Genomic DNA, 24,175 nt, shown 5'->3' with positions numbered 1-24,175 from the left:
CGTATGTTCTTGGGATTCCAGTGGCCGGGGTCGATCCCGGTTGCAACGACCGAGCGCGAAAACGGATTGGCGCCGCTTTCCGCGCGACCGTCGTCCAGCGCAATTTCATAGGATTCGGGGTGAAGAATGGCAGCACGCGCACGCACGGCACGACAACCTGACGCGACGGGCTCGCGCCCGGTCCTGAAATCGGAACTGCGGCCGCTGGTCCGGGCCGTGGCCTTGATGCTGCTGGCGGGCGCGTCCGCGCACGTGCACGCGGCCGGCATCATGAACCTCGGGGCGGCGGCCGCGCGTGCATCGGGCGGCGGCGCGGGCGGTGCCGGCGGCGCGCCGGGCATGCCGAATCTGGGCGTGTCGGCGCAGCAGGCGCTGCAGGCGAGCCAGCCTTCGATCCGCAACCTCGGGTATGCCGCGCATGCGATCGCCGCGCAGATCGCCGCGCAGCAGAATGCGGCGGCTGCGGCGGCGAAGCTGCCTTCGACCGTGCCGAACGGGTTGACGCCGGGCGGGCTGCAGGTGGCGGCCGGCGCGTCGAGCGATACGAACAATCCCGTGCTGTGGTTCAACGCGAATGCGCCGACGCAGAATGTCGACAGTAGCGGGCACGTGAACGTCGACGTCAAGCAGACCGGGCAGAACGCGGTGCTGACGTGGGAGACGATGAACGTCGGCCGGCAGACGACGCTGAATTTCGATCAATCGGGCGGCACGCAGACGAACGGCGCGAACAACTGGGCCGTGCTGAACCGGATCAACGATCCGAGCGGCAGGCCGAGCCAGATTCTCGGGAACATCACTGCGCAGGGGGCGGTGTATGTGATCAACCGGAACGGGGTGCTGTTCGGCGCCGGGTCGCAGGTCAACGTGCATTCGCTGGTTGCTTCGTCGCTGAACCTGCTCGACATGAAGAACCAGCTCGTGCCAACGCCCGCGGGCATCGTCGCGAGCAACCAGCAGTTCCTGAGCCTGCCGGCGGGGACGACGGGCGGGCTGGCTTATCCGCAGTCGGGGAGTTCGAGCGGAACGGCCGGGGACGGGGGCAAGCCGAACGAGGTGCTCGGGCTCGGTAGTCAGGCGCTGCTGAGCGGTGCGTATCAGCCGCCGGGCGACGTGACCATCGAGCAGGGCGCGTCGATCACGACGCACACCAACGGCACGGCCAGCGACGGCGGTTTCGTGCTGGTCGCCGCGCCGAACGTGACGAACGCGGGCAGCATCGCGGCGACGTCGGGACAGGTCGTGCTGGCGGCGGGCGTGGGGGTGAGCCTGCGGCCGAACGGAGCCGGAACGTTGGGCAATCCGCAAGTGCTGCTGCCGGAGCTGAGCGGGCAGATCGTGACCGTCGACCCGGCCACCGGCGCGTCGATCGACGTCACGCCGGCCGGCACGCTGACGAACACCGGTATCGTGCAGGCTGCGCGAGGCAACGTGAACCTGCTCGGCAGCCGCGTCGCGCAGAACGGCGTGGTGGGCGTGACGACGAGCGTGAACACGCCGGGCACGATCACGATCTCGACGGCGGACGAATATGCGTCGAACAATCCGCTGGGCAATCCCTATACCGGCTCGACGCCGGTCACGGGCGGCCCCGGCGGCGGCGACAACGTCAATCGCGCCGGTCTGCTGAGCTTCGGGCCGGGATCGGTGACGACCGTGCTGCCCGACAACAACGGCCAGACCGCGACGTCGACGCCCGGCACGACCTTCACGCCGGGCGGCATCGCGATGACGGCCGGCTCCGTCTGGTTCCAGGGCGGCTCGCTGATCGAGGCGCCGGGCTCGAACGTGTCGGTGACGGCCTATGCGCCGTCGGTCGTGACGAACCAGGTGTCGGGCCAGACCGCGGTGCCGGGCCGCATCTACGTGGACGACGGCGCGACGATCGACGTGTCGGGGCTGGCGGACGTGCAGGCGCCGATTTCGCAGACGCTCGTGACGGTCGACCGGATCGGCCAGAACGAACTCGCCGATTCGCCGCTGCTGCGCAACAGTTTCCTGTTCGGGCTGAAGGGCGTGGTCGTCGACAGCACGCTGACGGGCACGCGCAGCGACGGCGTGCAATGGGTCGGCAGCCCGATCCTGAACCTGTCGGGTTATGTGAACCTGATTCCGCGTACCGTCGACCAGTTGCTGACCAACGGCGGGACGATCACGCTGTCCGGCAACGAGGTGATGACCGCGGCGGGTTCGTCGATGAACCTGAACGGCGGGTATGTGCATTACAGCGGCGGGATCGTCAACACGACGCGGCTCGTCGATGCGAACGGCGCGATCGTACCGATCGGGCAGGCGAGCCCTTACGACAACTATGTCGGCATCGCCGGGCAATTCGTCGAAAATCATCCGCGCTGGGGCGTGACGAAATCCTGGTACAACCCGCTGCTGACGAGCGGCACTTACCAGTCCGATTACATCGTCGGCGGCAACGCGGGCACGCTCGATTTGTTTGCATCGCAGGCGCTCGTACTCGACGGCGACATCAGCGCGCAGGCGTTCGGCGGCGCGAAGCAGATGCAGGGCAACAGCCTGCCGTCCGGCGGCACGTTCAACCTGGGGGCCGATCCGAAGCTGGCCGGCAATGCGCTGGCCGGGATGACGTGGAACGTTGTCGCCAACACGACGCTCACGATCAACGGCACCTCGGGCTCCGTGGTCCTGCAGGACAATGCACCGCAACTCGGCGCGTTGTTGCCGGGCTTCTCGATCGACACGCCGCTCGACAAGACCGCGCTCCAATCGCTGGCGGCCAACGATCCGAACAACCTGCTGACGACGCAGGTCGTACCCGTTGCGAAGCTGAACAACGGCGGGTTCGCGAACCTGAACGTGACCGAGGACAAGAACGCGGGCAAGGGCATCGTGGTGGCGCAGGGCGCACAACTGAACCTGCAACCGGGCGGTTCGATCTCGCTCAACAGCCCGGCGGTCGGCGCCGACGTGACCGTCGCGGGGCGCCTGTCCGCGCCGTCCGGTTCGATTTCGATCACGAGCGGCGGCAATGTGGTCGTCGGGCCGCAGGGCGCGCTCAGCGCGGCCGGCCAGTGGGTGAACAACGACGTGCAGGCCGCACCGGGCACGACGCCCGGCAACAGCCAGTTCATCAACGGCGGCAGCATTTCGCTGTCGGCGAGGGAGAATGCGACGTTCGTGAACGGCACCGCCGTGGATGCGACAGGATCGATCCTGCTGCAACCGGGCAGCGTGCTCGATGTGTCGGGCGGCGGCGAAATGCTCGCGAACGGCCAGTTGCTGATGCAGAACGGCGTGCCGGCCGGGCGCGGCGGCAACGTTGCGTTGCAGACCTATGCGGTGCCGGCGGGCGGCGCGCAGTTCGGTCATACGAACGACGGCGGCGCGAACCTGCCGGACATCCAGCCGACTGCCGGCACGATTGCGATGGGCGGCACGATCCTGAGCGACGGTTTCTCGGGGGGCGGGACGATGACCCTGGGCGCGCTCGGCTTCCGGATCGGTGGAGACAAGGCGGCAGCGGCGCCGTGGGACGTGTATCTGCCCGAGAATTTCTTTGCGCAACAGGGCTTCGGCAAGTACGTGCTGAACGCGTACTACGACTCGACCATCGCGCCGGGCGCGACGGTTGCGCTCACGCAGAGAAATCTGCTTCCCGACGCGCTGGCGCTGCAGCAGACGGGTTCGGGCGCGAGCTTGTCCGCGGGCGGCCTGACGACGGTCGGCCAACTCGATGCGTATCACCGGCAGCCGACAGGGCTCGTGCTGACCGGCGGTAACGTCGTGTCGTGGCTGACGGCGGCAAACAACGGCGCGGTGCCGTCGTATCCGGGCGTGACCGGTGCGGTGACGCTGTCGTCGGGGGCATCGATCCACGCGGACGCCGGTGCAGGCATCGTGCTCGCATCGCCGAAGCAGGTGACCGTGCTCGGCTCGGTGGTCGCGCCGGGCGGGTCGATCGTACTGAGCGCCGATACCGGCACCACGGCCCCTCAACCGGGCCAATTCAATGTCTTCACGCCAAGCAACAGCCGATCCGCGTGGCTCGGGTCGGACGCAACGCTCGACGTATCCGGTGTCGCGCTCGCCAATCCGCTTGCCGCGCCGGTCAAGATCGGTGGAACGACCGTCGTGCCGAATACCGGCAAGGTTCTGCCTGGCGGTTCGGTGACGCTGTCGAGCGATGCGGGCTATGTGGTGACGCAAGCCGGGTCGAAGATCGACGTGTCGGGCACATCCGCGAACTTCGACCGATTGCAGGCGAACGGCACCTATGCGTCGCAGCCCGTGTGGAGCGATGCGGGCTCGATCACGCTGGCGCCCGCGTACGGCCTCTTTGCGGACGGGACAATGGCCGGCCATGCCGGCGCGTCGCAGGCGCGCGGCGGTACGCTGACGATCCTGCCGCGGGCGAACAGCAGTGCGCCCGGTGCGACGGCGCTCGTCGTGCAGCAAAGCGGGATGCTGTTGCCCGCGGGGCTTGCGCCGGGCAAGGATTTTCCGACGCCGATCGATCCGACCACCGGGTTGCCGACCGGATTGCCCACCGGCGTGATCCAGTTCGCCGTCGATCGCCTGAACGATTCGGGAATCGCGAATCTCGTGCTGGGCGATGGCACGCCATCCCCGTTCGCGGCGCCGCCGATCGCGTTTGCCGGCAACGTGAACCTGACGCTGCCCGAATCCGTCACGCTGAATACCGGCCGGATCGCGGCGATCGGGATGGATCAGCTTTCGACGCTGCTGTCGACCCCTGCGAAGCCGGCGGGTGGCAACTCGGCGCTCGCGGACCTGCTCGCCCAGCCGCCGGCCGTTCCGCTCGGCACGACGGTGACGATCAGCGCGCCGTACGTCGCATTTGCCGGCCCGATGGCCCCTTCGGGGACACCCGCCTTCACGCCGGTCGCCACGCGTTCCGACGCGACGCTGAACGTGAATGCGTCGTTCGTCGATCTGCGCAACCAGTTCCAGCTCAACAATATCGGGCAGGCGAATTTCACCAGCAGCGGCGACATCCGTCTGAGCGCTTCCAATCCATCGGGCAAGGGGCTGTCGCCGGGCGTGCTGTACACGCCAGGCAACGTGACGTTCAACGCGGCGAGCCTGTATCCGGCGACCGGCAGCACGTTCATCGTCGATGCGGTCGGCCCGGTCGATTCGACCACCGGCAAACCCGCGCCGACCACCGTCACGTTCGGCACGACCGGTGTGTCCGGCACGCCGCTGTCGGCCGGCGGCACGCTGCTCGTCGATGCAACGAACATCGTGCAGGGCGGCACCGTGCGTGCGCCGTCCGGCACGATCGTGTTCGGCGTCGGTGACCCGACGAACAGCGCCACGCAGAGTCAGTTCGGCAACCTGCTGCTCGTGGCGACGGATTCGGTGACCTTCGCGAACGGCAGCGTGACGTCGGTTTCGAACGGCGGTTCGATCATTCCTTACGGTACGACGGTCGATGGCGTCGAATGGCAATTCAATCCGATCGCTGGCACGACGGCGTCGGACCTAACCGCGCCGCCAGCGAAGTACATCGGGGTCAACGGCACCAGCGTCGCACTCAACAAGGGCGCGACGATCGACCTGTCCGGCGGCGGCGACCTGCAGGCCGCCGAATGGGTGCCCGGCACGGGCGGCACGCGCGACGTGCTGTCGCAATACAACGTGAGCTATGCGAGCGGCAAGGGCGCGACGGCGGTGCCGGTCAATGCGGGCGGCGGGAACGTCTATGCGATCGTGCCGGGCACGCAATCGCCGGTCGCAGCCTACGATCCGCTGTTCGCGCAGACCGTGCAGCCGGATGTCGCCAGCAACGGCACGCCGACGACCAAGACCGTGACGCTCGGCGTCGGCCAGGCCGGGTTGAACGACGCGATCGGCAAGGCCGTGTACCTGTCCGGCGTGCCGGGACTCGCGCCCGGCTATTACACGCTGCTGCCGGGCAAGTATGCGACGCTGCCGGGCGCGTACCGCGTGACCGTGTCGGCGACGACGGGCAACGTCGTGCCGGGCGCGTCGCAGGTGCTGCCGGACGGCACCGTCATGACGGCCGGGTATTTCGCCGATGCGGTGACGGGCGGCCGCAGCGCGACGCCGACGCTTTTCAACGTGCAGTCGGGCGCGACGTGGCAGCAGTATTCGCAGTACACGCTGAAGGGTGCGAACGACTTCTTCACGGCACTGGCCGCGAAGCAGGGCAACGTGACGCCGCCGCTGCCGGTGGACGGCGGCCAGCTCGTGCTCGCCGCGACGAAGGCGCTGACGCTCGGCGCGACGGTGAACGCGGCGGCCGGCCCGGGCGGCGCGCCGGCGGAGGTCGACATCGCGTCGCAGGACATCCAGATCACCGGCAACGGCAACGCCGCATTGCCCGGCTATCTGCAGATCGGCGGCGATGCGCTCGATTCGCTGAATGCCGGCAGCCTGCTGATCGGCGGCACGCGCGCGGCGACGACCAAGGGCGTGACGATCACGCCGATCGCGAACAGCGTCGTGGTGTCGAACGACGGGAATTCGTCGCTGAAGGGGCCCGAGATCCTGCTCGTGACTAAAACCGACGCGAGCGGCGCGGATCCGAGCGCGGCGAACGGTTTGCGCGTGGACGCGGGTGCATCGATCACGGCGGCGGGCGACTACCCGGCGGCGAAGGATCAGCCGATCACGATCGCCGGCGACGGCGCACTGCTGCGCGTGTCGAATGGCGCGATGGCGCCGCTCACGCGCACGGGTGGCACCGGCACGGGGCTGCTGACGGTCGGTGCAGGCGCGACGCTGTCGGGCGGCCAGGCGCTGATGCTCGATTCCTCGGGCAACCTGAAGGTCGATCCGAGCGCGGTGCTGTCCGCGAAAGCGATCACTGTGGATGGTTCGGCGATCACGTTCACGAACGCGAGCGGCGCGGCCGCGGCGGCGCTGCCGGGTTTCGTGATCGATCCGGCGGGCCTGGCGCAACTCGCCAACGCCGATCTCGTGTCGCTGCGCAGCTACGGTGCAATGGGCTTCGTCGGCGACGTGAGCGCGACGTTCGGCAAGCGCGTCGACCTGAGCGCGGGTACGTTCACGAGCGACGGCGGCCGCGTGACGCTGAACGGACAGCAGATCGCGTTCACGAACGAGACGGGCGCGGCGAACGGCACCGTCACGCCGGGCAGCGGCGTGCTGACGGTCAACGCAAAAGAGATCGACTTCGGCGCGGGCACGAAGACGCTGAGCGGATTCTCGTCGGCGAACCTGACGGCGACCGGCGGCATCGTCGGGCAAGGCACGGGGACGTTCGATTTCGGGGCGCTGCCGGTGACGCTCAACGCGCCCGTGTATCTGGCCGATACGAGCTCCGCGTCGACCGTGAAGACGACCGGGGCGCTGACGTTGAGCGGCGCGGCCGGCACCGCATTGACGAATACGCCGGTCGGCGGCGCATGGAAATTCGTTGGCGGCACGCTTGCCGACAACGGTGCGACGATCGCGGCGCCCGCCGGCAACGTGAGCCTCGAGGCGACCACCGGCAACCTGACGATCGGCGGCGGTTCGACGGTCAGTTCGGCGGGCGTGTCGAAGCAGTTCTTCGACGTGACGCAGTACGCGCCGGCCGGTTCGATCATCCTGAGCGCCGATGCGGGGACGGTCGACGTGCAGCCGGGTGCGACGCTCGACTTCTCGGGCGCGAAGGGGGGCGGCGCGGCTGGCAGCCTGACGCTGTCGGCGCCGAAGCAGGTCGTGAACCTGAACGGCACGATCAAGGGCGGCGCGACGAACGGCTACGCGGGCGGCTCGCTGTCGCTCGATACGGCCGGCGCGGCCGATCTCGATGCGCTCGCGAAGACGCTCGCATCGAGCGGCGTGAACCAGTCGATCGACATTCATACGCGGTCGGGCAACCTGACGCTGTCGGCCGGCAATGCGCTGACCGCGCGGGCGGTGTCGCTGACGGCCGATGGCGGCGCGGGCAACGCGTCGGATGCGGCGAACGGCAACGTGAACGTGCTGGGGACGATCGATGCGTCGGGCAAGGCGGGCGGTCAGATCAGCCTGTACGGCAAGAGCGGCGTCGATATCGAAGGTTCGCTGCTCGCGAAAGCGACCGATGCGAGCCAGCGCGGCGGCAAGGTCGCGATCGGCACGAGCGCGACGTTCGATCCGGCCGTAGCCGATCCGTACAACGCGACTTACGGCTACGAGAATGTATCCGCCGCGCAGTCCGGGTTGATCCGGCTCGGCTCGAATGCGTCGATCGACGTGTCCGGCGGTACGCCGGGCGGCACGCTCGACGGCACGGTCAATTTCCGTGCACCGCTGCTGCGCGACGGCACGGTCAATATCGCGCTCGATGGTGGCGGCGTGCATGGTTCGCGCAAGACGACCGTCGAGGCGTATGCGGTGTGGAGCGCAGCGGATGCGACGACCGGCTCGCAGCATTTCGACGGCCTCATCGATCCGGCCGGCTGGTACGACGGCAGTGGCCATCTGCTTGCCGGAACGTTCACGGTGCCGGGCAGCACGCCGGCGACGTACAGCTATACGCCTGGCGGCGCAGGCGGCGGAACGCTCGTCAACAACGCGACCGGCGAGTCGACGGCGGTCACCGAGGATCAATTGCGCAACGGGATTTCCGGCAGCGGCTTTACCGGGCTGACAGGTGCGTATTTCGTCGCAGGGGCCGCGAATGCCGATCATGTCGCGTTCTATGGATATCGCGCCGACGGTTCCGGTACGTCGCCGGGCACGTTGATGGCGTTCGTTCAGCATGGCCCGGATGGCGTCGCCGGCCAGTTCGCCGGTGCATCGCTGCAGAATTTCAGCGTCGTGCCGGGCATCGAGCTCGACAATCCCGGCAATGCGGTCAACGGCGGCAATATTTCGGTGCTGTCGAACTGGAACCTCGGCGCGGGCGCACCGAACAATAGCGGCAGCATCACACCCGATTTCCGCTATCGGTCGACGATCGCGCCGACGCTGACGTTCCGCGCGGCGAACGATTTCGATGCGTACGCAAGCATTTCGGACGGGTTTTATCAGAGCCAGGTCGCGTCGATTCTGGGCGGGGTGGGGCCGGTTACGGCAACCGGTACCTACACGGACGCGAAGCAGAAGTTCGATCAGCTTGTGTCGATCGATGATCCGACGCAGGTGACGGTGTCTTTTAACGATGGAGCCACGGCGAACCTGACGGCACTCGATCCGAATGCGACGCTCGCCTCACCGCTAATGGGTCAGACGGCCGGCTATTACTCTGCGTATTTGTCATATACCGGAGCTTGGCAACAGGATATCGAGGCATGGACGTCGCCGGACACGGCATCGAATTACATTGGGCACATCCTGCCGGTCAGGCCGTCGACGACGCCGGCGCCGGTGCTGGCTGATTTCGCCACATACTCGGATTATCTGACTGCCTATTGGGGGCCGGACCTGACAGGCGCCAAGAGCTCGACATCGTATCTGTATGGGTACGCTCGCGCGTCGGTAATCCGATTCGGGACGCCCGCTGCGCCTACGCCTCCGGTCGGGTTACAACCCAATTCGGGCAATTCTGCCCAAGCGGCGTACTTGGCAGACTATTCAAACTACATGCTGGCGTACTCGGACTACTTCAATAGTCGATGGCCTAGTCTTTTCGCACCTAGAAACTCCTACAACATGTTCTATGCACCGATCGCACCCGCATCGGTGCCAGACACAGGCATCGTCAACATCGGTGCATTGCCCGGTAACGCGGTAGCCAACGTGCCGACGCCAAACAACCCGATGCCGGTAGCTTTCGCGACCTTGCTTGGCGGTGGTAGCTCGTCATACCGGATCGTGTCGGGTGCCGATGTGCAGAGTGCGAATCCGCTCGCATTGCAACCGGTTTCGACGCTCACGAATGCAGGGGCGACCTCAGCCGGTACCGGCAATGTGATGCTGAGCGGGCATACCGGCTACGTCGACAGCAACGGTCTGACACTCGTCGAGCCCGTAACGATCCGCACCGGCACGGGATCAATCGATGTGGCGGCCGGCAACGGAGTGTCGCTGTTCGATACGAACAAGACAGCCGATTCGTCAACCTTGATCGTTCCTGGCGTGATCTACACGGCCGGTGCGCCTGCTGCAGGGGCGCCATCGGTGGGTACTGCCGTTGCGATTGCCCATGCCCCGAGTGGCGGCCTGCAAGACGTCCTGGTTACACCTGCCGTGAATCCCGATTCGGCCGGTGATATCACGATTCACGCGCAGGGTGATATCGATGGCATGCAAAGCGTGATCGATACGAAAGGAGCCGTGACAGGGAGCACGGGTAACGACATTGGCCAATACTGGTGGCAGTGGATGCAGATTACCGCGGGGAAAACAACCGACGGTCAAGTTGTTGTCGCGCCGCTGACCCGAACCTCGATCGACTTCGGCGCATTCGACCAAGGCGTAATGAGTGTCGGCGGTAATGTATCGATCAGCGCCGGTGGCAATATCTCGGATCTCGCCGTATCGCTGCCGACCACGTGGTACCTGAACGGCAGCGGCAAGCCTGTCACCGTCGGTGGAGGAAATCTGACCGTACGCGCAGGTGGAGACATTCTGAGCGGTGACTATTTCGTTGCGAAGGGAGCCGGCACGATATCGGCTGGCGGTCGCATCGGGTCCGATATTTCCGTCGCACCTCGTGTGCTCGGCGCTGGTCCGATCGACGTGTCGACGGTGCTTGCGACTCAGGACGGCATATTCGACGTTACCGCACGTCAGGGTGTGGGGATTGGCGCGGTATTGAATCCGTCTTATTCAAGCAGCTTTTTTCAGAGCGGTGGACAGCCGACCGGTGTCATCAATCTTTCGAGCTATGGCCAGTATCCCGACAATCAGGTCTATTCCCCGACTTCGGCGGTCAATGTGCTGTCCACGACCGGCGACGTTCAACTCGGCGCGCTCGGAGGAGCGTTGACCGGTGCAAATGGCGTGTTGCCTGCGAGCCTCGGCATGACCGCATTCGACGGTGCAATCGACATCCAATCCGGAGGCGTTCTCTATCCTTCGGCAGTCGGTCAGTTGAACTTGATCGCGGGTCAATCGGTGTACCTGTCCAATGTATCGGCCACGCGGATCGACGCAGCATTGCCGAAAACGTTCGGTCTATCGGACGCCGATCCATCGCAGATGCCGTCGCCGACGAATCCGAGCTTGACACCGAATATCCCGGCGTTGACGAATACGACGCTTGCAGCTCATGCGCTGAATCCGCTTCACGGTGCAGATTTGCAGCCTGTGCGCGTTTACAGCTTGAACGGAAGCATCGTCAATGGCGGGATAAATACATCAGTTACCGGCGACGGCTTTTACCAGAATCTCGTCACGTTTTCGGTCGACAAACCCGCGCTTTTGCAGGCCGGGCAGGACATCGTCAATCTGGCGTTCTGGGGGCAGAATCTGCGCAGCTCCGATGTGACGCGCGTCGTGGCGGGGCGGGACATTTACGATACGCCGATTTCGACGACCACCGGTGCGGTGCCGGTACTGTCGCTTGGCGGACCGGGATGGTTCGATGTTCAGGCTGGACGTAATATCGGCCCGCTGACGAGTCAAGCCGAGTTGTATAACCGGAAGGTCAACGTGGGCGGACTCGTGCACCTTTTCACCGGCATCGATGCAGTCGGAAACGCGAACAACCCGAATCTGCCGCACGAGAGTGCGAGCATCAATGTGCTGTTCGGCGTAGGCCCAGGCATCGATCTTCCCGGCTTCGTCTCGACCTACGTCGCGCCGGGCAGTTCGGTTGCCGGCGTACCGAGCGCAACGCCCGCACTGATTGCATTCATGGAGCAGTACGACGCGGGAATTGGCGTCGACACGGGCCTGCAGGCCGACAAGGATGCGGCGCTGGCGAAGGTTGGCCGGCTGACGGCCGACGAAGCGTGGAAGCAATTCCAGGCGTTGCCGTCGTACGTTCAGCAACTCTTCGCGGAGAAGGTGCTGTTCGGCGTGCTCGCGCAAGTCGGTGCCGACTTCAACGATCCTGCGAGCCGATACAGCGGTCAGTACGCAAGAGGCTATCAGGCGATCAACACGCTGTTTCCGGCTTCGTTCGGCTATACCGCGAACAATCTGGGCGGTGGCTCGAATGGTGCGAACAAGCAGGTCGCTACCGGCGATCTCGACATTCGCAGCACGACGATCCAGACGCAGCAAGGCGGTGACGTGACGATCCTCGGTCCCGGCGGGCAGGCGCTCGTCGGCAGCACGACGGCGCCGCCGCAGATCGTCGACAGCACCGGAAACGTCGTGGCCGGCCCCGGCACGATGGGGATCCTGACGCTCGAGAAGGGGAACGTCGACATCTTCACGGATCAGAGCGTGCTGCTCGCGCAGAGCCGGATTTTCACCGAGCAGGGCGGCGACATGACGATCTGGAGTTCGAACGGGGACATCAACGCGGGTAAGGGTGCGAAAACGTCGGCCGACACGCCGGCGCCGCAGTATGTCTGCGATGCGAACCATTACTGCACGGTCGATTCGCGCGGTCAGGTGACGGGGGCGGGTATCGCGACGCTGCAGAGCATCCCGGGTGCGCCGAAAGGCACGGTCAACCTGATCGCGCCGCGCGGGACCGTCGATGCGGGCGACGCCGGCATTCGCGCGGGCAACCTGAACGTTGCCGCTTTGCGTGTTGTGAATGCCGACAACATCCAGGTGACGGGCAAGGCGACCGGGATTCCGCTCGTGCAGGCGGTGAACACGGGCGCACTGACGGCGGCGAGTTCGGCGGCGTCGGCGGCGAGCCAGGTCGCGCAGGACATCGCGAAGAACAACGCATCGGGCGTCGCGCCGCGTCGCTGGACGATCAGCGTGCAGGTCGAGGGCTTCGGTGATAACGGCGCGGATGGAGGATCGAAGCGGCGCAGGTCGGAGCAGGTTGGCTACGATTCGTCGAATTCGGTTTCGCTGCTGGGATTTGGGGCGGCGGCGGGGGCGACGCAGAAAGCGTTGCTGAGCAAGGAGGAGTTGGCGAAACTCAACCGGCTCTGATTGGCGTGTAAGCGGCCACATAGCCGAGACGAAAGCTGTGTTTTCGCCAACCGGAAGTGGGATGCCCGGCTTGATTTGGCCAAGCTAACCGGTTGATACATCAGCCGCCTTGATTATCGAGGCGGCTGCCGTGCGTTGTTGCGTTAGTCTCGATTCTGGTTCCGGTCAATGTCCCTCGTCGCCTCCAAGGCCGCAGACGCGTGAATTGTCGGTGCCGAGAAAAAATGCGTTCGTGTCGCTCAGGAGGTTCGCCGATTCAAGAGAATCCGGTCCGTGCCCGAGACCGGATAACCGGATGCGGGTTGGCCAGTGACAGGCATCAGAGCCGGAAAACGAAGCCCGCTTGGTGGAATCGGTCATATCACCACCGGACGCAGAAACAATCGTCCCGTGCGCCCTTGTCGTATTCGGGTGAGTGCGGCTGGAGTCGCATGCATCGAGACATGACGTAAGCCAGCTTCGGCATAAAAAAACCGCCTCGATCACTCGAGGCGGTTCATCAGGACGTTGATTCAGAAGCGATCCTGCGTGTTACCGGCCGGTGAAGCCGCCCGCGCCGCACACACCCGAATCGTTGATATCGAGGCCGTTGCCGCTGGAGTTGCTCAGGAAGTTCGACGAAATCGCGGTCTGGAATCCCGACGGAACGGTGTCGAAACCGTTGCCATGGACGACCGACGCGTAGCTGGCGTTCGTGTAGTGGTTGTTCAGGAAGTCATGAACAGCCGTACCCGCTGCGGCGTTGGAGTAGCACTGGCTCAGGATGATCTGGCTCGTGCCCGAGACCGGATAACCGGAAGCGGGGTTGGCCAGGGCGGCATACGCCGAACCGGAAACCGGAACCCACTGGGTCGGATCGCCGGCAGCGGTGCCCGACGGGGCGGTAATCGTACCGATCGCCTTCGTCGCGTTCGCGTACGTCGGTGCGTAGTACTTCGTGTCCTTCGTGTTGTACAGGCTGGCGATCGGGAGTTGCAGCGCGCCCGACGACGTCACGACCGAGCTTTGCGAAGCAAGGAACGTGTTCGTGTAGTCCGGGCTCAGGTAGGCAACGGCGGCCGTACCGGCCGACGACAGCGACGCGAGCGAACCGCGAACGCCGCCGCTGCCCGAGGCCGCGACGAAGTTCGCCGGCACACCCGACGGGAACGCCGACGTGTTCGCGAACGTCAGCGAATCGATGAACTTGACGCCCGAGGCCGTGTTAGCGGTCGTGCAGACGGCAGCCAGGTGGCGGGTCAGCAGTTCGGTCGTACCGCTGCCGTCCGAACGGTAGACGACCTTGATCGGCTTGCTGGTCGTCGTGTAGACAGCGCCCGTTTCCGGGTTGATCACTTTGTTCCAGTCGGTAATCTTGCCCGAGAAGATGCCGCACAGGTCGTCGTCGTTCAGCGCGATGCTGTGCGCCTGACCCGGCGTCGTTTGCGGCGTCGTCGAGCTCGTCACGGCCGGCGCGTTGACGACCGGCACCGTGATGGCCGTCACGATGTACGGGATCTGGATCAGCGGGCCGTTCGTGGTGCCGAGGCCCGTGTTGTTGTACGCGGTGACCTGAGCGGTGGTCAGTGCGGCATCGCTGTTGGCGAAGTGAACCGTGCCGGTGACACCCGAGCCGAAGAACGTCGGCTGGTTGTTCAGGAACGCGTTCTGGCCGGCGCCCGAGCCGACCGAGTAGTACGTGAACGTGCCTTCGGACGTGCCGAACAGGCCGATTTCGCTGGCGGGGTTGCTGACCGAGCCGATCGTCGGCGCGACGAGCGACGAACCGCCACCTTGAATCACAGGGCCTGCGGCCATCGCGAGCGATGCGCCCATGCCCGAAACGACGAGAGCGAGGACTTGACAGATCTTGCGCTTGCTGGATTTCATGAGAAATTTCCTTGGACGAAGATAAACGGAACCCCTGCTACTGCGGTTTGAATACTTGTGGACCGCCGGGTAAATGTAGGGGGAATTCCGTATGACGCGTGTGAATTTTTAATAACGAATGGTACGGAACATTTTTCTCGATATTGCCAATGCGTTATCCGGATTGGCTGGCGAAAAATCGTGATCGATTCGCGTGGCGAGCGATTCCCAGATGTTGGGAAGCCGGCGGCCCGATGCGGCGCGATGTCGTTCCGCTGGCGTGCTTGTGCGCACAGCGGCGGTATCTCAACATCAAGTCGGTTTCGTGGCAGATGCTACGGAACATTTCTTCCAGAGGTGAATCGATCATCCGGTTGCGATATTCCTGAAATTCATTTAATTGAATCATTGGGAAATCATTGGATCGTGATTGCTGGATGATTAATGATTGAATAATTGATGTCGCTTCCAAGAATGAAATCGTTTATCCAATATAAGAACAAAGGCCGGAAGTAATAAAGCCCGCCAAACCTCAAAAAGGTAGCCCAACATCCGTCACAAATCTGCGCCGGTTCACTCCTTAGTCTTCTCCGACGACTCCGTCCGACTCGTTGCACGACGTCGCCGGGAAAGTCGCACACGTGACCCGAGGGCAGTGACATGTCGGCATTCCGCTACGAAGCGATCGATCCCACCGGCCGCACGCTGAAAGGCGTGCTCGAAGCCGACAGCGCGCGCGCCGGGCGCAGCCATCTGCGCACGCAGGGGCTCACGCCGCTCGTCGTCGAACTCGCCGCGCAGCGCCTGCACGGCGAACGTCATCAGCGCCTGTCGCTCGGCCGCAAGCTGTCGCAGCGCGAGCAGGCGATCCTCACGCGCCAGCTCGCGAGCCTGCTGGTCGCTGGGCTGCCGCTCGACGAATCGCTGTCGGTGCTGAGCGAGCAGGCCGAGCGCGAATACCTGCGTGAGCTGATGGCGTCGATCCGCGCGGAAGTCGTCGGCGGCCATTCGTTCGCGAACGCGCTCGGCCAGCATCCGCGCGATTTCCCCGACATCTACCGCGCGCTCGTCGCGGCCGGCGAGCACACGGGCAAGCTCGGTATTGTGCTGTCGCGTCTGGCCGACTACATCGAACAGAGCAATGCGCTGAAGCAGAAGATCCTGCTGGCATTCACGTACCCAGGCATCGTCACGCTGATCGCGTTCGGCATCGTCACGTTCCTGCTGAGCTACGTGGTGCCGCAGGTGGCGAACGTGTTCACCAGCACGAAACAGCAGTTGCCGACGCTGACGGTCGTGATGATGGCGCTGTCCGATTTCGTGCGGCACTGGTGGTGGGCGTCGCTCGCGGGAATGGTTGCGGTTGTGTTCGCGATCCGCAAGGTGTTGTCGCAGGAAGGGCCGCGACTGAAGTTCGATCACTGGCTGCTCACCGCGCCGCTCGCCGGCAAGCTCGTGCGCGGCTACAACACGGTACGTTTCGCGAGCACGCTCGGCATCCTCACCGCGGCGGGCGTCCCGATCCTGCGCGCGTTGCAGGCGGCCGGCGAAACGCTGTCGAACCGCGCGATGAGCGCGAACGTCGACGATGCGATCGTGCGCGTGCGCGAAGGCTCGGCGCTGTCGCGTGCGCTCGCTCACACGAAGACGTTCCCGCCGGTGTTGGTGCACCTGATCCGCTCGGGCGAGGCGACCGGCGACGTGACGACGATGCTCGACCGCGCATCGGAAGGCGAATCGCGCGAGCTGGAGCGCCGCACGATGTTCCTGACGAGCCTGCTCGAACCGCTGCTGATTCTCGCGATGGGCGGTGTGGTGCTCGTGATCGTGCTCGCGGTGATGATGCCGATCATCGAGCTGAACAACATGGTGCAGTGATGCGCGGTTCGGCTCAGCGCACGAACGCGTTCGCCTTCTCCGTGGCGGGCAGCGCGATCTCGCGTTGCAGGCCGTGGCGATCGACGACGATCGAGCGCGCGCGAACCTCGGCGAGCTGCGCGGCTTCACCGATCGCCGCGCCGAGCGACACGACGTGCGCCGCTTCGCCGCCGACGCTGACGATCGCGGCCGCACGGCGCGCGTCGAACGCGAGCACGCCGAGCAACTGGATCGTGTCTCGGTTGTCGTCGGGTTTCGCGCCGAAGAGTTGCGCGCTCGCGGTGACGTCGATCGGCGCGGGCACTGCGACGGCCGCGGGCGCCGATGCGTCGGGCACGGTCAGCAGCCGCACGGCCCACAGCGAGACGGCGACGAGCGCGGCGCCGGAAGCGAGCGTCGCGACGAGCGGCAGGAGATCGGCGCGGGACGGAACGATACGGTGCAGGGCGAACGGTTTCATGGCGAAGAGTCGATGCGATGGACGAAAGACGATTGCCATTCTTTGATGGAAGGGTGAATGCATGATGACGGGCCCGCACGAAACCCGCATGTTGCGCGCAGGCAAGCCGCAGGAACCTGCATGTCGACGCGCGCAACGCGGCTTCACGCTGATCGAGATCATGGTGGTCGTCGCGATTCTCGGGATTCTCGCGGCGCTGATCGTGCCGAAGATCATGAGTCGTCCCGACGAAGCGCGCCGCATTGCGGCGAAGCAGGACATCGGCACGATGATGCAGTCGCTGAACCTGTATCGACTCGACAACGGCCGCTATCCGTCGCAGGAGCAGGGGCTCACCGCGCTGATCCAGAAGCCGACGACCGACCCGGTGCCGAACAACTGGAAAGACGGCGGCTATCTGGAGCGGTTGCCGAAGGATCCCTGGGGCAACGCGTATCAATACCTGAACCCGGGCGCGCACGGCGCGATCGACGTGTTCAGCTACGGTGCGGACGGCAAGCCGGGCGGCGAGGGAAACGATGCGGACATCGGTTCGTGGCAGTAACGGCAAAGGCTTGGCGCACATGAAGCGCACGAACGCGCGGCAGCGATCGCGTCGATTTCGTCAATCCGGCTTCACGCTGCTGGAAATGCTCGTCGTGCTCGTGATCGTCGGGCTGCTGGTCGCGGTCGTGACGCTCGCGCCGTCGCGCAATCGCCGCACGGATCTCGCCGAGGAAGCGCAGCGGCTCGCGAACCTGCTCGAATCGGCCGGCGACGAAGCGCAGGTGCGGTCGATGCCGATCGCGTGGCAGCCGGTAGGCGGTGGCTACCGGTTCGTGCAGCGCACCGAGAGCGGCGCGTGGGCGCCGATGTCCGACGACCTCTATCGTGCGCGCCGCTGGGGCGCCGAGGTGACGGGTGTGTCGGTGCGTTACACCGGCGGCGGCGAAACACCTTCGCAGATCGTGCTCGGCAGCGAAAGCATCGACGTGCCGGTGACGATCACGCTGTGGTCCGGCGACGTGCGAATGGCCGTCGTCGGCACGGGCATCGGCACCTTCGTCGTGCGCCGGCCTTGAGCGACGCGTGGCGCCGGGTGCGGATACGACGCGCGAACGCGTCGCGATTGAATCATGCCCCTGCACGCTTCACCTGACTGTCACAGTGCCCGCTCACAATCTGTCGTTCGCTTGCGACGGAACCGCTCACGGGGGAGCGCGTTTCGCCGGCAGCGTGCAACTCCACTTCCGTCCAGGAATTCATGACTCGTTCACGGGCGCCGACCGGTGTCCTGGCGCTCGTCGCGGGGCTCGCGTTCGTCGTGCTGTGCATGCGCGGCGTACAGGCACAGGAGACCGGCACCATCGGCCGCCAGCCGGGCAGCGCGGTGCATTTCGATCTGCCCGCGCAGCCGCTCGCGAAGACCTTGCAGGACTTCGCGCGGCTCACCGAGCTGATCGTGCTGGCGCCGGCGCCGCTGCTCGACGGGCGCACGAGTGCGCCGGTGCAGGGCGACTTCGCGCCGCGCGATGCGCTCGCGCGGATGCTGGCGGGAACGGGGTTGCGTGCGGAATTCTCGCGTCCGGACGAAGCGATCATCGTCGCGCAGCCGGCCGCCGAGACGCCGCCCGCGACGGCCGACACGCCGGCGGATGCGGCGCTGCCGATCGACGGGATCGGCGATTCCGGCGAGCGGCGCACGTTCGCGGGTCTGCTGCAGGCGCATCTGATCGATGCACTGTGTGCGCAGCCGGCGGCCGTGCCGGGCAGCTATCGACTCGTCGCGCAGGTGCGCATCGACAACAGGGGGGCGGTGGTGGCGGTCAACATGGTGGCATCGAGCGGCTCGGCCGCCCGCGACGCGGCGGTGATGCGCGCGCTGCGCGCACTGAAGCTGGACGACGCGCCGCCTGCGGACCTGCCGCAGCCGGTCACGATCCTGTTGCGGCCGGCCGGCAACGGCGTGCATTTCCGTTGCCCGGCGCCGCAGCCGGCCGTCCGGGGCTAGGCCGCCATGTCCGACAGCAACCGCTCCGGGCTCCGGAATCTGCTGGCGACGCGCTACGCGTACCTGGTCAGGCGGCTCGAACGCGTGACGGGGTCGAAGGACGGCGCCGCCGATGCGCTGCACGAAACCTGGCTGCGCCTCGAGAACGCGAACGTCTCCACGCAGGTGACGAACGCGGACGCCTATATACTCGGGATGGCGAACAATGTCGCGATCGACCAGCATCGCCGCGAACGGCGGCATCTGCACGACGACGATGTCGAGACGCTGCTCGAGATGCCCGACGAGCTGGCCGATCCCGAGCGGATCGTGGCGGCGCGCCGCAAGGTCGAGACCCTGAAGGACGTGCTGCGCGGCCTGCCGCCGCGGCGCCGCGCGATCCTGCTGGCCGCCCGCGTGGACGGCCTGCTGAACCGCGAGATCGCCGAGCATTTCGGCATTTCGCTGCGGCTCGTCGAAAGCGAGCTGAGCGCGGCGATGAAGTACTGCCTGCAGCGCATGCAGGAAGATGGTGATCCGTACACGGGCACGCGAGGCGGCCCGCGTAAATTTTGAGCATCAGGACGATGACGAAAGCCCAGGCCCAACCTGCCCACGACGAACTCGACGAAGCGAGTGCGTGGCTGCTGCGTCTGCGCTCGGGAGAAGCGAGCCAGGCCGAAGCCGATGCGTTCGAGCGCTGGTGTGCCGATCGTCCGCAGGCCGCCGATCTGCTGCGCGACACCTGGAGTTCGCTGCGCACGGCGGCGACCGAGCTTGCGCACGAGGAGCGGGCGGCCGCTGCCTGGGCAAACGTTGCAAGGCGCGAGCGCACGATGCGCACCGGGCGGCGCGCATTCATCGGTTTCGCGGTCGCGGCCGGCGCGTCGTGGCTCGCGGTACGGCCGCCGATGCAGCTGTGGCCGTCGCTCGGCGATATCGCCGCCGATTACCACACGGGCACCGGCGAACAGCGCAGCGTCGCGCTGTCGTCGCGCGTGACGGTCGAGCTGAATACGCAGACGCGTCTCGACGTGCTGGCCGCGAGCGATGCCGCGCACGGCGTCGAAGTCGTCGCCGGCGAAGCGGAGATCGACGCGGTCGCGCCGCCGGCCGGCCGCGCGACGCCGATTCAGCCCGTCACGGTGGTGGCGGGTGGCGGCCGCATGCAGGCGACCGTCGCGCGCTTCAACGTGCGGCGCACGGGCACGCAGGTGTGCGTGACCTGCCTGTCCGGCACGGTCGCGCTCCAGCATCCGCGCGGCGCGCGCATGTTGAACGCCGACGATCAGGTCGTCTACGACGATCGCGGCGTGCAGCCCGTGTCGCGGATCGATCCGGGCGCCGTCAGCGCATGGCGGCGCGGCATGCTGGTGTTCAACGGCGTGCCGCTGTCGGACGTCGTCGACGAGATCAACCGCTACCGGCGCGGCAAGGTCATCCTGCGCCGCGCGTCGCTCGGCGCGAACCGGATGCAGGCGCAGTTCCCGATCACGCGGCTCGACGACGTGATCGACATGGTCGGCCGCCTGTACGGCGCGCACATCACGCGCCTGCCCGGCAACATCGTGCTGTTGAGCTGACCGGCTTCCCGCGCTTCATTCCCCCGTTTTCCTTCCGCGCGCGATGCGTTCGCGTCGCTTGCGGCCGTCCGCGCACTGCGGGTTACGGCCGTCCGATACGACTTGATCAATGAGGGCCGGCAAACGCCGGGCTGTCCTTGATGGCGGCCCGGTGTGACGTCGTCGGACCCGAGGCGTGGGTGGCAAGCGCCCCGGCCGCGCAGCGATGCGCGGTGCGGGGGATGTGTGTCGATGGAGCTTCGGGCGGTGGCGTGATCATGAACGAATCGCAACGGGACACGGATCCCGGCGACGCGAATACGCGCGCCGATGCGATCCGCGAGGGCGCGGTGCGCTGGCTGCTGTGGCTGCGCGCCGGCGATACGACGGAGCAGGAACACGACGCTTTCGCGCGCTGGCGCGCGCAGAGCGACGAGCATGCGGCCACGGTCCGCGAGCTGATCTGGATGTGGGCGCTGCTGGAGGCGGTCGGCCGTCATGAGCCCGGCGGATCGACACGCACGCATTGACATGGCGGCGATCCGCGCACGCACCGGTGTGGTGCGCGATCGCGTTCGCGCGATCACCCAATGGCGCCGGAAGAAAGTCTGCGGGTTATGCAGGCCCGCTTCGACCTTGTATACGAGAGAGCGAGGGGGCCGTGTAGCAGGACCGTGAAGAGGGGCGGTAAAGCGGAGACCGGGGAACGGGGGCCGGAGACGGCTCCCGGATCGCCGTTCATGCATGGCGGCGGCGCGCGTGGCGAGTACGTGCCGGCCGCGTCACGACAACCCGGATTCCCGATTCAGGATGGCGACCCGGGCTGCAGGCCCGCGCGTGCGCCGTTCCATGCGGCATCGAGCGGATCGCCGGCATCGCGCAGCGGCTCGCGCAGAAAGGGAAAGCGTTCGACGAACGATGCGGATTCTTGCAGGGCCACGATATGGTTGACCATCCATTGCAGCAGTTCGCCGCCGTGCCGGACCTGTTCCGGGCGCCAGTCCGGCATTGTCGCGAAGACCGCCGAGAAGCCGCTCCAGCGCGACGGCCGGTCGTTGTCGCCGGGCCGGAAATACGTGTTCATCGCGACGTCGTCCGCATCGGTCAGCGCGCCGACGAACAACCCGTGCGGCGTCGGCACGCCGATCTGCCGCCAGCCTTCCGCGAGCGCGAGCGAGCGCATCACGCGCGCCGCGACGAATGCGATGCGCGTTTCATGTTCGACTTCCGCCAGCGACATCACGCCGTTGCGCTGCATGCAGCGCGCGACCGCGTGCGGCCGGATCACGTTCGATGCGAAGCTGCGCAGCACGAGGTCGGGCACCGTCAGCTGAAGCTGGAATTCGCGCAGCCCGTGCTCGGCGCTCATCGTCGAGAAATTGACGAACAGCCCTTCGGCCCGGCCGAGCGCACCGACGTACGGTTCGAGCCCGAGGCGCGCGAGTTTCGGCGCGATCTGGCGTTCGAGCAGCCGCAGCAGGTTGCGGCGGTTGCGCACGCCGTTGAAATCGTCGATGCCGCGCGTGACGACGTCGCTGATTTCCCAGCGGCGCTCGTCGGCGACGAGCCGTGGCGAGCCGCTCAGGTCGAACCGGGCGCGGCCGTGCGCCACGCGGGGATCTACGTACATGCCGGTGCCTCGTGCATCGATTGCGGGCGGACCGTCGCGACGGCGTGTCGTCGCGCGGATCGGGTCGCCCACGATGCTGCGGTGTCGACCGCGCGCCGTCAAGTGCGAACGCATCGCGCCGCACGCGTGCGCGTACCGTTGCGGCGGCCCGCGCGGTCAACCGGACAATGTGGGGTAACCCGATGATGCGCACGATCGTGGAACGCTTTGTCGAGCAGAGCCCGATGACGATCATGGCGCGGCTCGTGCTGCAATGCGCGCTGCACGACGACTGGGTCGGCGCCGCGGCGGACGCCGGCGACGAACCCGACGGCGAGTCGATCCGCGAGGCACTGTTTGCCCTGGCCGTCGACGCGCTCGCGTCGATTGCGGGGAGACGGCGGATGTCCGACGGCGAGGCGGCCGCTGCGCCGGGGGTGGGTACGGCCGTGACGGCGCTGCACGATTGCATGAGCCGGTGGCGGGCCGGCTGGGGGCGCGCGCTGGTAAGGGACAGCGTCGACCTGCTGCTGCCGGTCGCGTCGGTGCGCGGCGTCGACGGTGCGCGTGCAGTCGACGGGATGCGGCTGCGCGTGCTGGACGGGGCCGGCGAGGCTTGTGCGCCGCGGGCCGGCGGTTGCGACTGCGGGCGCGCGTGCGACGACCCCGCGCGCGATGCGGCGGCGGGCGGCGTGCGCGTCCTGCCGGTCTACGATCCGGATCTCGGGATGATCGTCGACCTGCTGCCGTGCGAGCGGGGTCGGTCGCAAGAGCGTGCATTCGTCGGCGCGCTGCTGGAAACGGTTCGGCCCGGCGAGCTGTGGATCGTCGACGGGCGCTTCGATACGGACGCGATCCTGTCCGGCTGGCCGCGTCGCGGCGGTGCGTTCGTGCTGCGCGAATACGCCTGCCCGGCGGCGTGCCGGCCGCTCGGCGACTGGCGGGAAGCGGGCGTGTTCGGCGCCGGGCGCGTGCGCGAACAATCCGTCGGGATGGCCGGCGAAGGCGGCGTGTCGGGCGCGTTTCGGCGGATCGAATGGCGCGGCGCAGAGGCCCCCGGCGACATCGTCACGCTGTTGACCGATCTGCCGGCCGGGCGGTTCGACGCGCCGCAGGTCGTTGCACTGTCGTGCCGGCGCTGGCGTGACGCGTTGCCGCTGGCGCTCGAGCCCGTCGTGGACGGCGCGCCGTTCGGCGCCGTGCCCGCGCGTGCGGCACTGCTGGCGAGCGGGATCGCCGCGTTTGCCTACAACGCGTTCAGCGTGATGACGCGTGTCGTCGGCGGCACGCTCGATCTCGACGCGCGCGACGTCGAGCGCCTGCCGGCGCTGATCGCCGACGGCGTGGCGGCCACCTACGCGGGCATGATGATCGCGCTGCCGCCGGACTGGTGGCAGCGTTACGACCAGTTGCCGGCGACCGCGCTCGGCCAGATCGTGCGGATGCTCGCCGCGCACGTCGACCCGCGCAGCGAGCGGCGGCGGCGCCGTGACAACCGGCTGTCCGCGAAGTCGCAGGCGATGCTGCGCGCGGCGACGCTCGAGCGCCTGATGCACGACGACGGCGACGATCCGGCCGCGAACGTGTTCAGTCTGCGCACGATCGCGATGGCGACGCGCGACTTCAGCAGCAATCCGTCGAAGGCGCTGCGGCACGCGGGCGAGGCGCTCGTGATGGTCACCAAGTACAACCGGCCGATCGCGCTGCTCGTGTCGATCGACGACTGGAACCGGCTGCTCGGCGAAGTGCGCGAGACGAGCTTCACGCGACTGTCGTTCGATGCGGCCGCGTCGCAGGGCCTGCGCCCGGTGACGCTGAGCGAGTCGTCGTTGAATTAGCGGGCGCCGGCCGCACGTTGCCGGCCCGGCTTGCCGTTCATCGCGCCG

Annotated in this window: 13 protein-coding genes; 9 read left to right on the top strand and 4 right to left on the bottom strand. The window is 66.7% G+C overall.

Annotated elements, in window-relative coordinates; translation table 11 throughout:
- Positions 1–225 precede the first annotated feature (225 nt).
- Positions 226–12,963 carry a filamentous haemagglutinin family protein gene (locus FOZ70_RS19675; RefSeq protein WP_258025671.1) on the top strand — a complete coding sequence of 4,246 codons (12,738 nt, stop codon included), beginning with the start codon at positions 226–228 and terminating at the stop codon, positions 12,961–12,963.
- A 531-nt stretch (positions 12,964–13,494) separates the two neighbouring features.
- Here the strand turns inward: FOZ70_RS19675 and FOZ70_RS19670 are convergent.
- Positions 13,495–14,832 (bottom strand): substrate-binding domain-containing protein, encoded by a 1,338-nt coding sequence (locus FOZ70_RS19670; protein ID WP_219706538.1) that lies wholly within the window; start codon positions 14,830–14,832, stop codon positions 13,495–13,497.
- Between the two features lie 154 nt (positions 14,833–14,986).
- Positions 14,987–15,283: a hypothetical protein gene (locus FOZ70_RS19665; RefSeq protein ID WP_219706537.1), complete on the bottom strand. Its 297-nt coding sequence runs from the start codon at positions 15,281–15,283 to the stop codon at positions 14,987–14,989.
- 188 nt (positions 15,284–15,471) lie between these two features.
- On the opposite strand from FOZ70_RS19665, the gene gspF reads away from it, so the two are divergent.
- Positions 15,472–16,689 (top strand): type II secretion system inner membrane protein GspF, encoded by a 1,218-nt coding sequence (gene gspF / locus FOZ70_RS19660; RefSeq protein WP_021161924.1) that lies wholly within the window; start codon positions 15,472–15,474, stop codon positions 16,687–16,689.
- Positions 16,690–16,702: 13 nt separating this feature from the next.
- Here gspF and FOZ70_RS19655 read toward each other — a convergent pair whose 3' ends face one another.
- Complete coding sequence (locus FOZ70_RS19655; protein ID WP_059622560.1) at positions 16,703–17,149, bottom strand: general secretion pathway protein GspC; 447 nt, start codon at positions 17,147–17,149, stop codon at positions 16,703–16,705.
- 88 nt (positions 17,150–17,237) lie between these two features.
- Between FOZ70_RS19655 and gspG the strand changes: the two genes are divergently transcribed.
- The 6 genes from gspG (at position 17,238) to FOZ70_RS19625 (ending at position 21,210) form a co-directional block, all read left to right on the top strand.
- Entirely contained in the window at positions 17,238–17,693 is a 456-nt protein-coding gene (gene gspG / locus FOZ70_RS19650) for a type II secretion system major pseudopilin GspG (protein WP_051392336.1), read from the top strand.
- A gap of 19 nt (positions 17,694–17,712) precedes the next feature.
- Entirely contained in the window at positions 17,713–18,210 is a 498-nt protein-coding gene (gene gspH, locus FOZ70_RS19645; RefSeq protein ID WP_258025667.1) for a type II secretion system minor pseudopilin GspH, read from the top strand.
- Between the two features lie 182 nt (positions 18,211–18,392).
- Positions 18,393–19,139, top strand: a complete 747-nt coding sequence (locus tag FOZ70_RS19640; RefSeq protein WP_059622564.1) for a secretin and TonB N-terminal domain-containing protein — start codon at positions 18,393–18,395, stop codon at positions 19,137–19,139.
- Between the two features lie 6 nt (positions 19,140–19,145).
- Positions 19,146–19,694 carry an RNA polymerase sigma factor gene (locus tag FOZ70_RS19635; RefSeq protein WP_011354683.1) on the top strand — a complete coding sequence of 183 codons (549 nt, stop codon included), beginning with the start codon at positions 19,146–19,148 and terminating at the stop codon, positions 19,692–19,694.
- Positions 19,695–19,705: 11 nt separating this feature from the next.
- Positions 19,706–20,701, top strand: coding sequence for a FecR domain-containing protein (locus FOZ70_RS19630; RefSeq protein WP_048022651.1), 996 nt, complete (start codon positions 19,706–19,708; stop codon positions 20,699–20,701).
- A gap of 257 nt (positions 20,702–20,958) precedes the next feature.
- On the top strand, positions 20,959–21,210 hold the full coding sequence (locus FOZ70_RS19625) for a DUF4880 domain-containing protein (protein WP_225723339.1): 252 nt from the start codon (positions 20,959–20,961) through the stop codon (positions 21,208–21,210).
- A gap of 275 nt (positions 21,211–21,485) precedes the next feature.
- Here FOZ70_RS19625 and FOZ70_RS19620 read toward each other — a convergent pair whose 3' ends face one another.
- Positions 21,486–22,310, bottom strand: coding sequence for a hypothetical protein (locus FOZ70_RS19620; RefSeq protein ID WP_048022649.1), 825 nt, complete (start codon positions 22,308–22,310; stop codon positions 21,486–21,488).
- A 182-nt stretch (positions 22,311–22,492) separates the two neighbouring features.
- Between FOZ70_RS19620 and FOZ70_RS19615 the strand changes: the two genes are divergently transcribed.
- Positions 22,493–24,127, top strand: a complete 1,635-nt coding sequence (locus FOZ70_RS19615; RefSeq protein WP_219706535.1) for a type II toxin-antitoxin system Phd/YefM family antitoxin — start codon at positions 22,493–22,495, stop codon at positions 24,125–24,127.
- Positions 24,128–24,175 lie beyond the last annotated feature (48 nt).

The organism is Burkholderia sp. COPS, assembly GCF_019425585.1.
Lineage (GTDB): Bacteria > Pseudomonadota > Gammaproteobacteria > Burkholderiales > Burkholderiaceae > Burkholderia > Burkholderia cepacia.
This window is presented reverse-complemented; position numbering and strand designations above follow the sequence as displayed.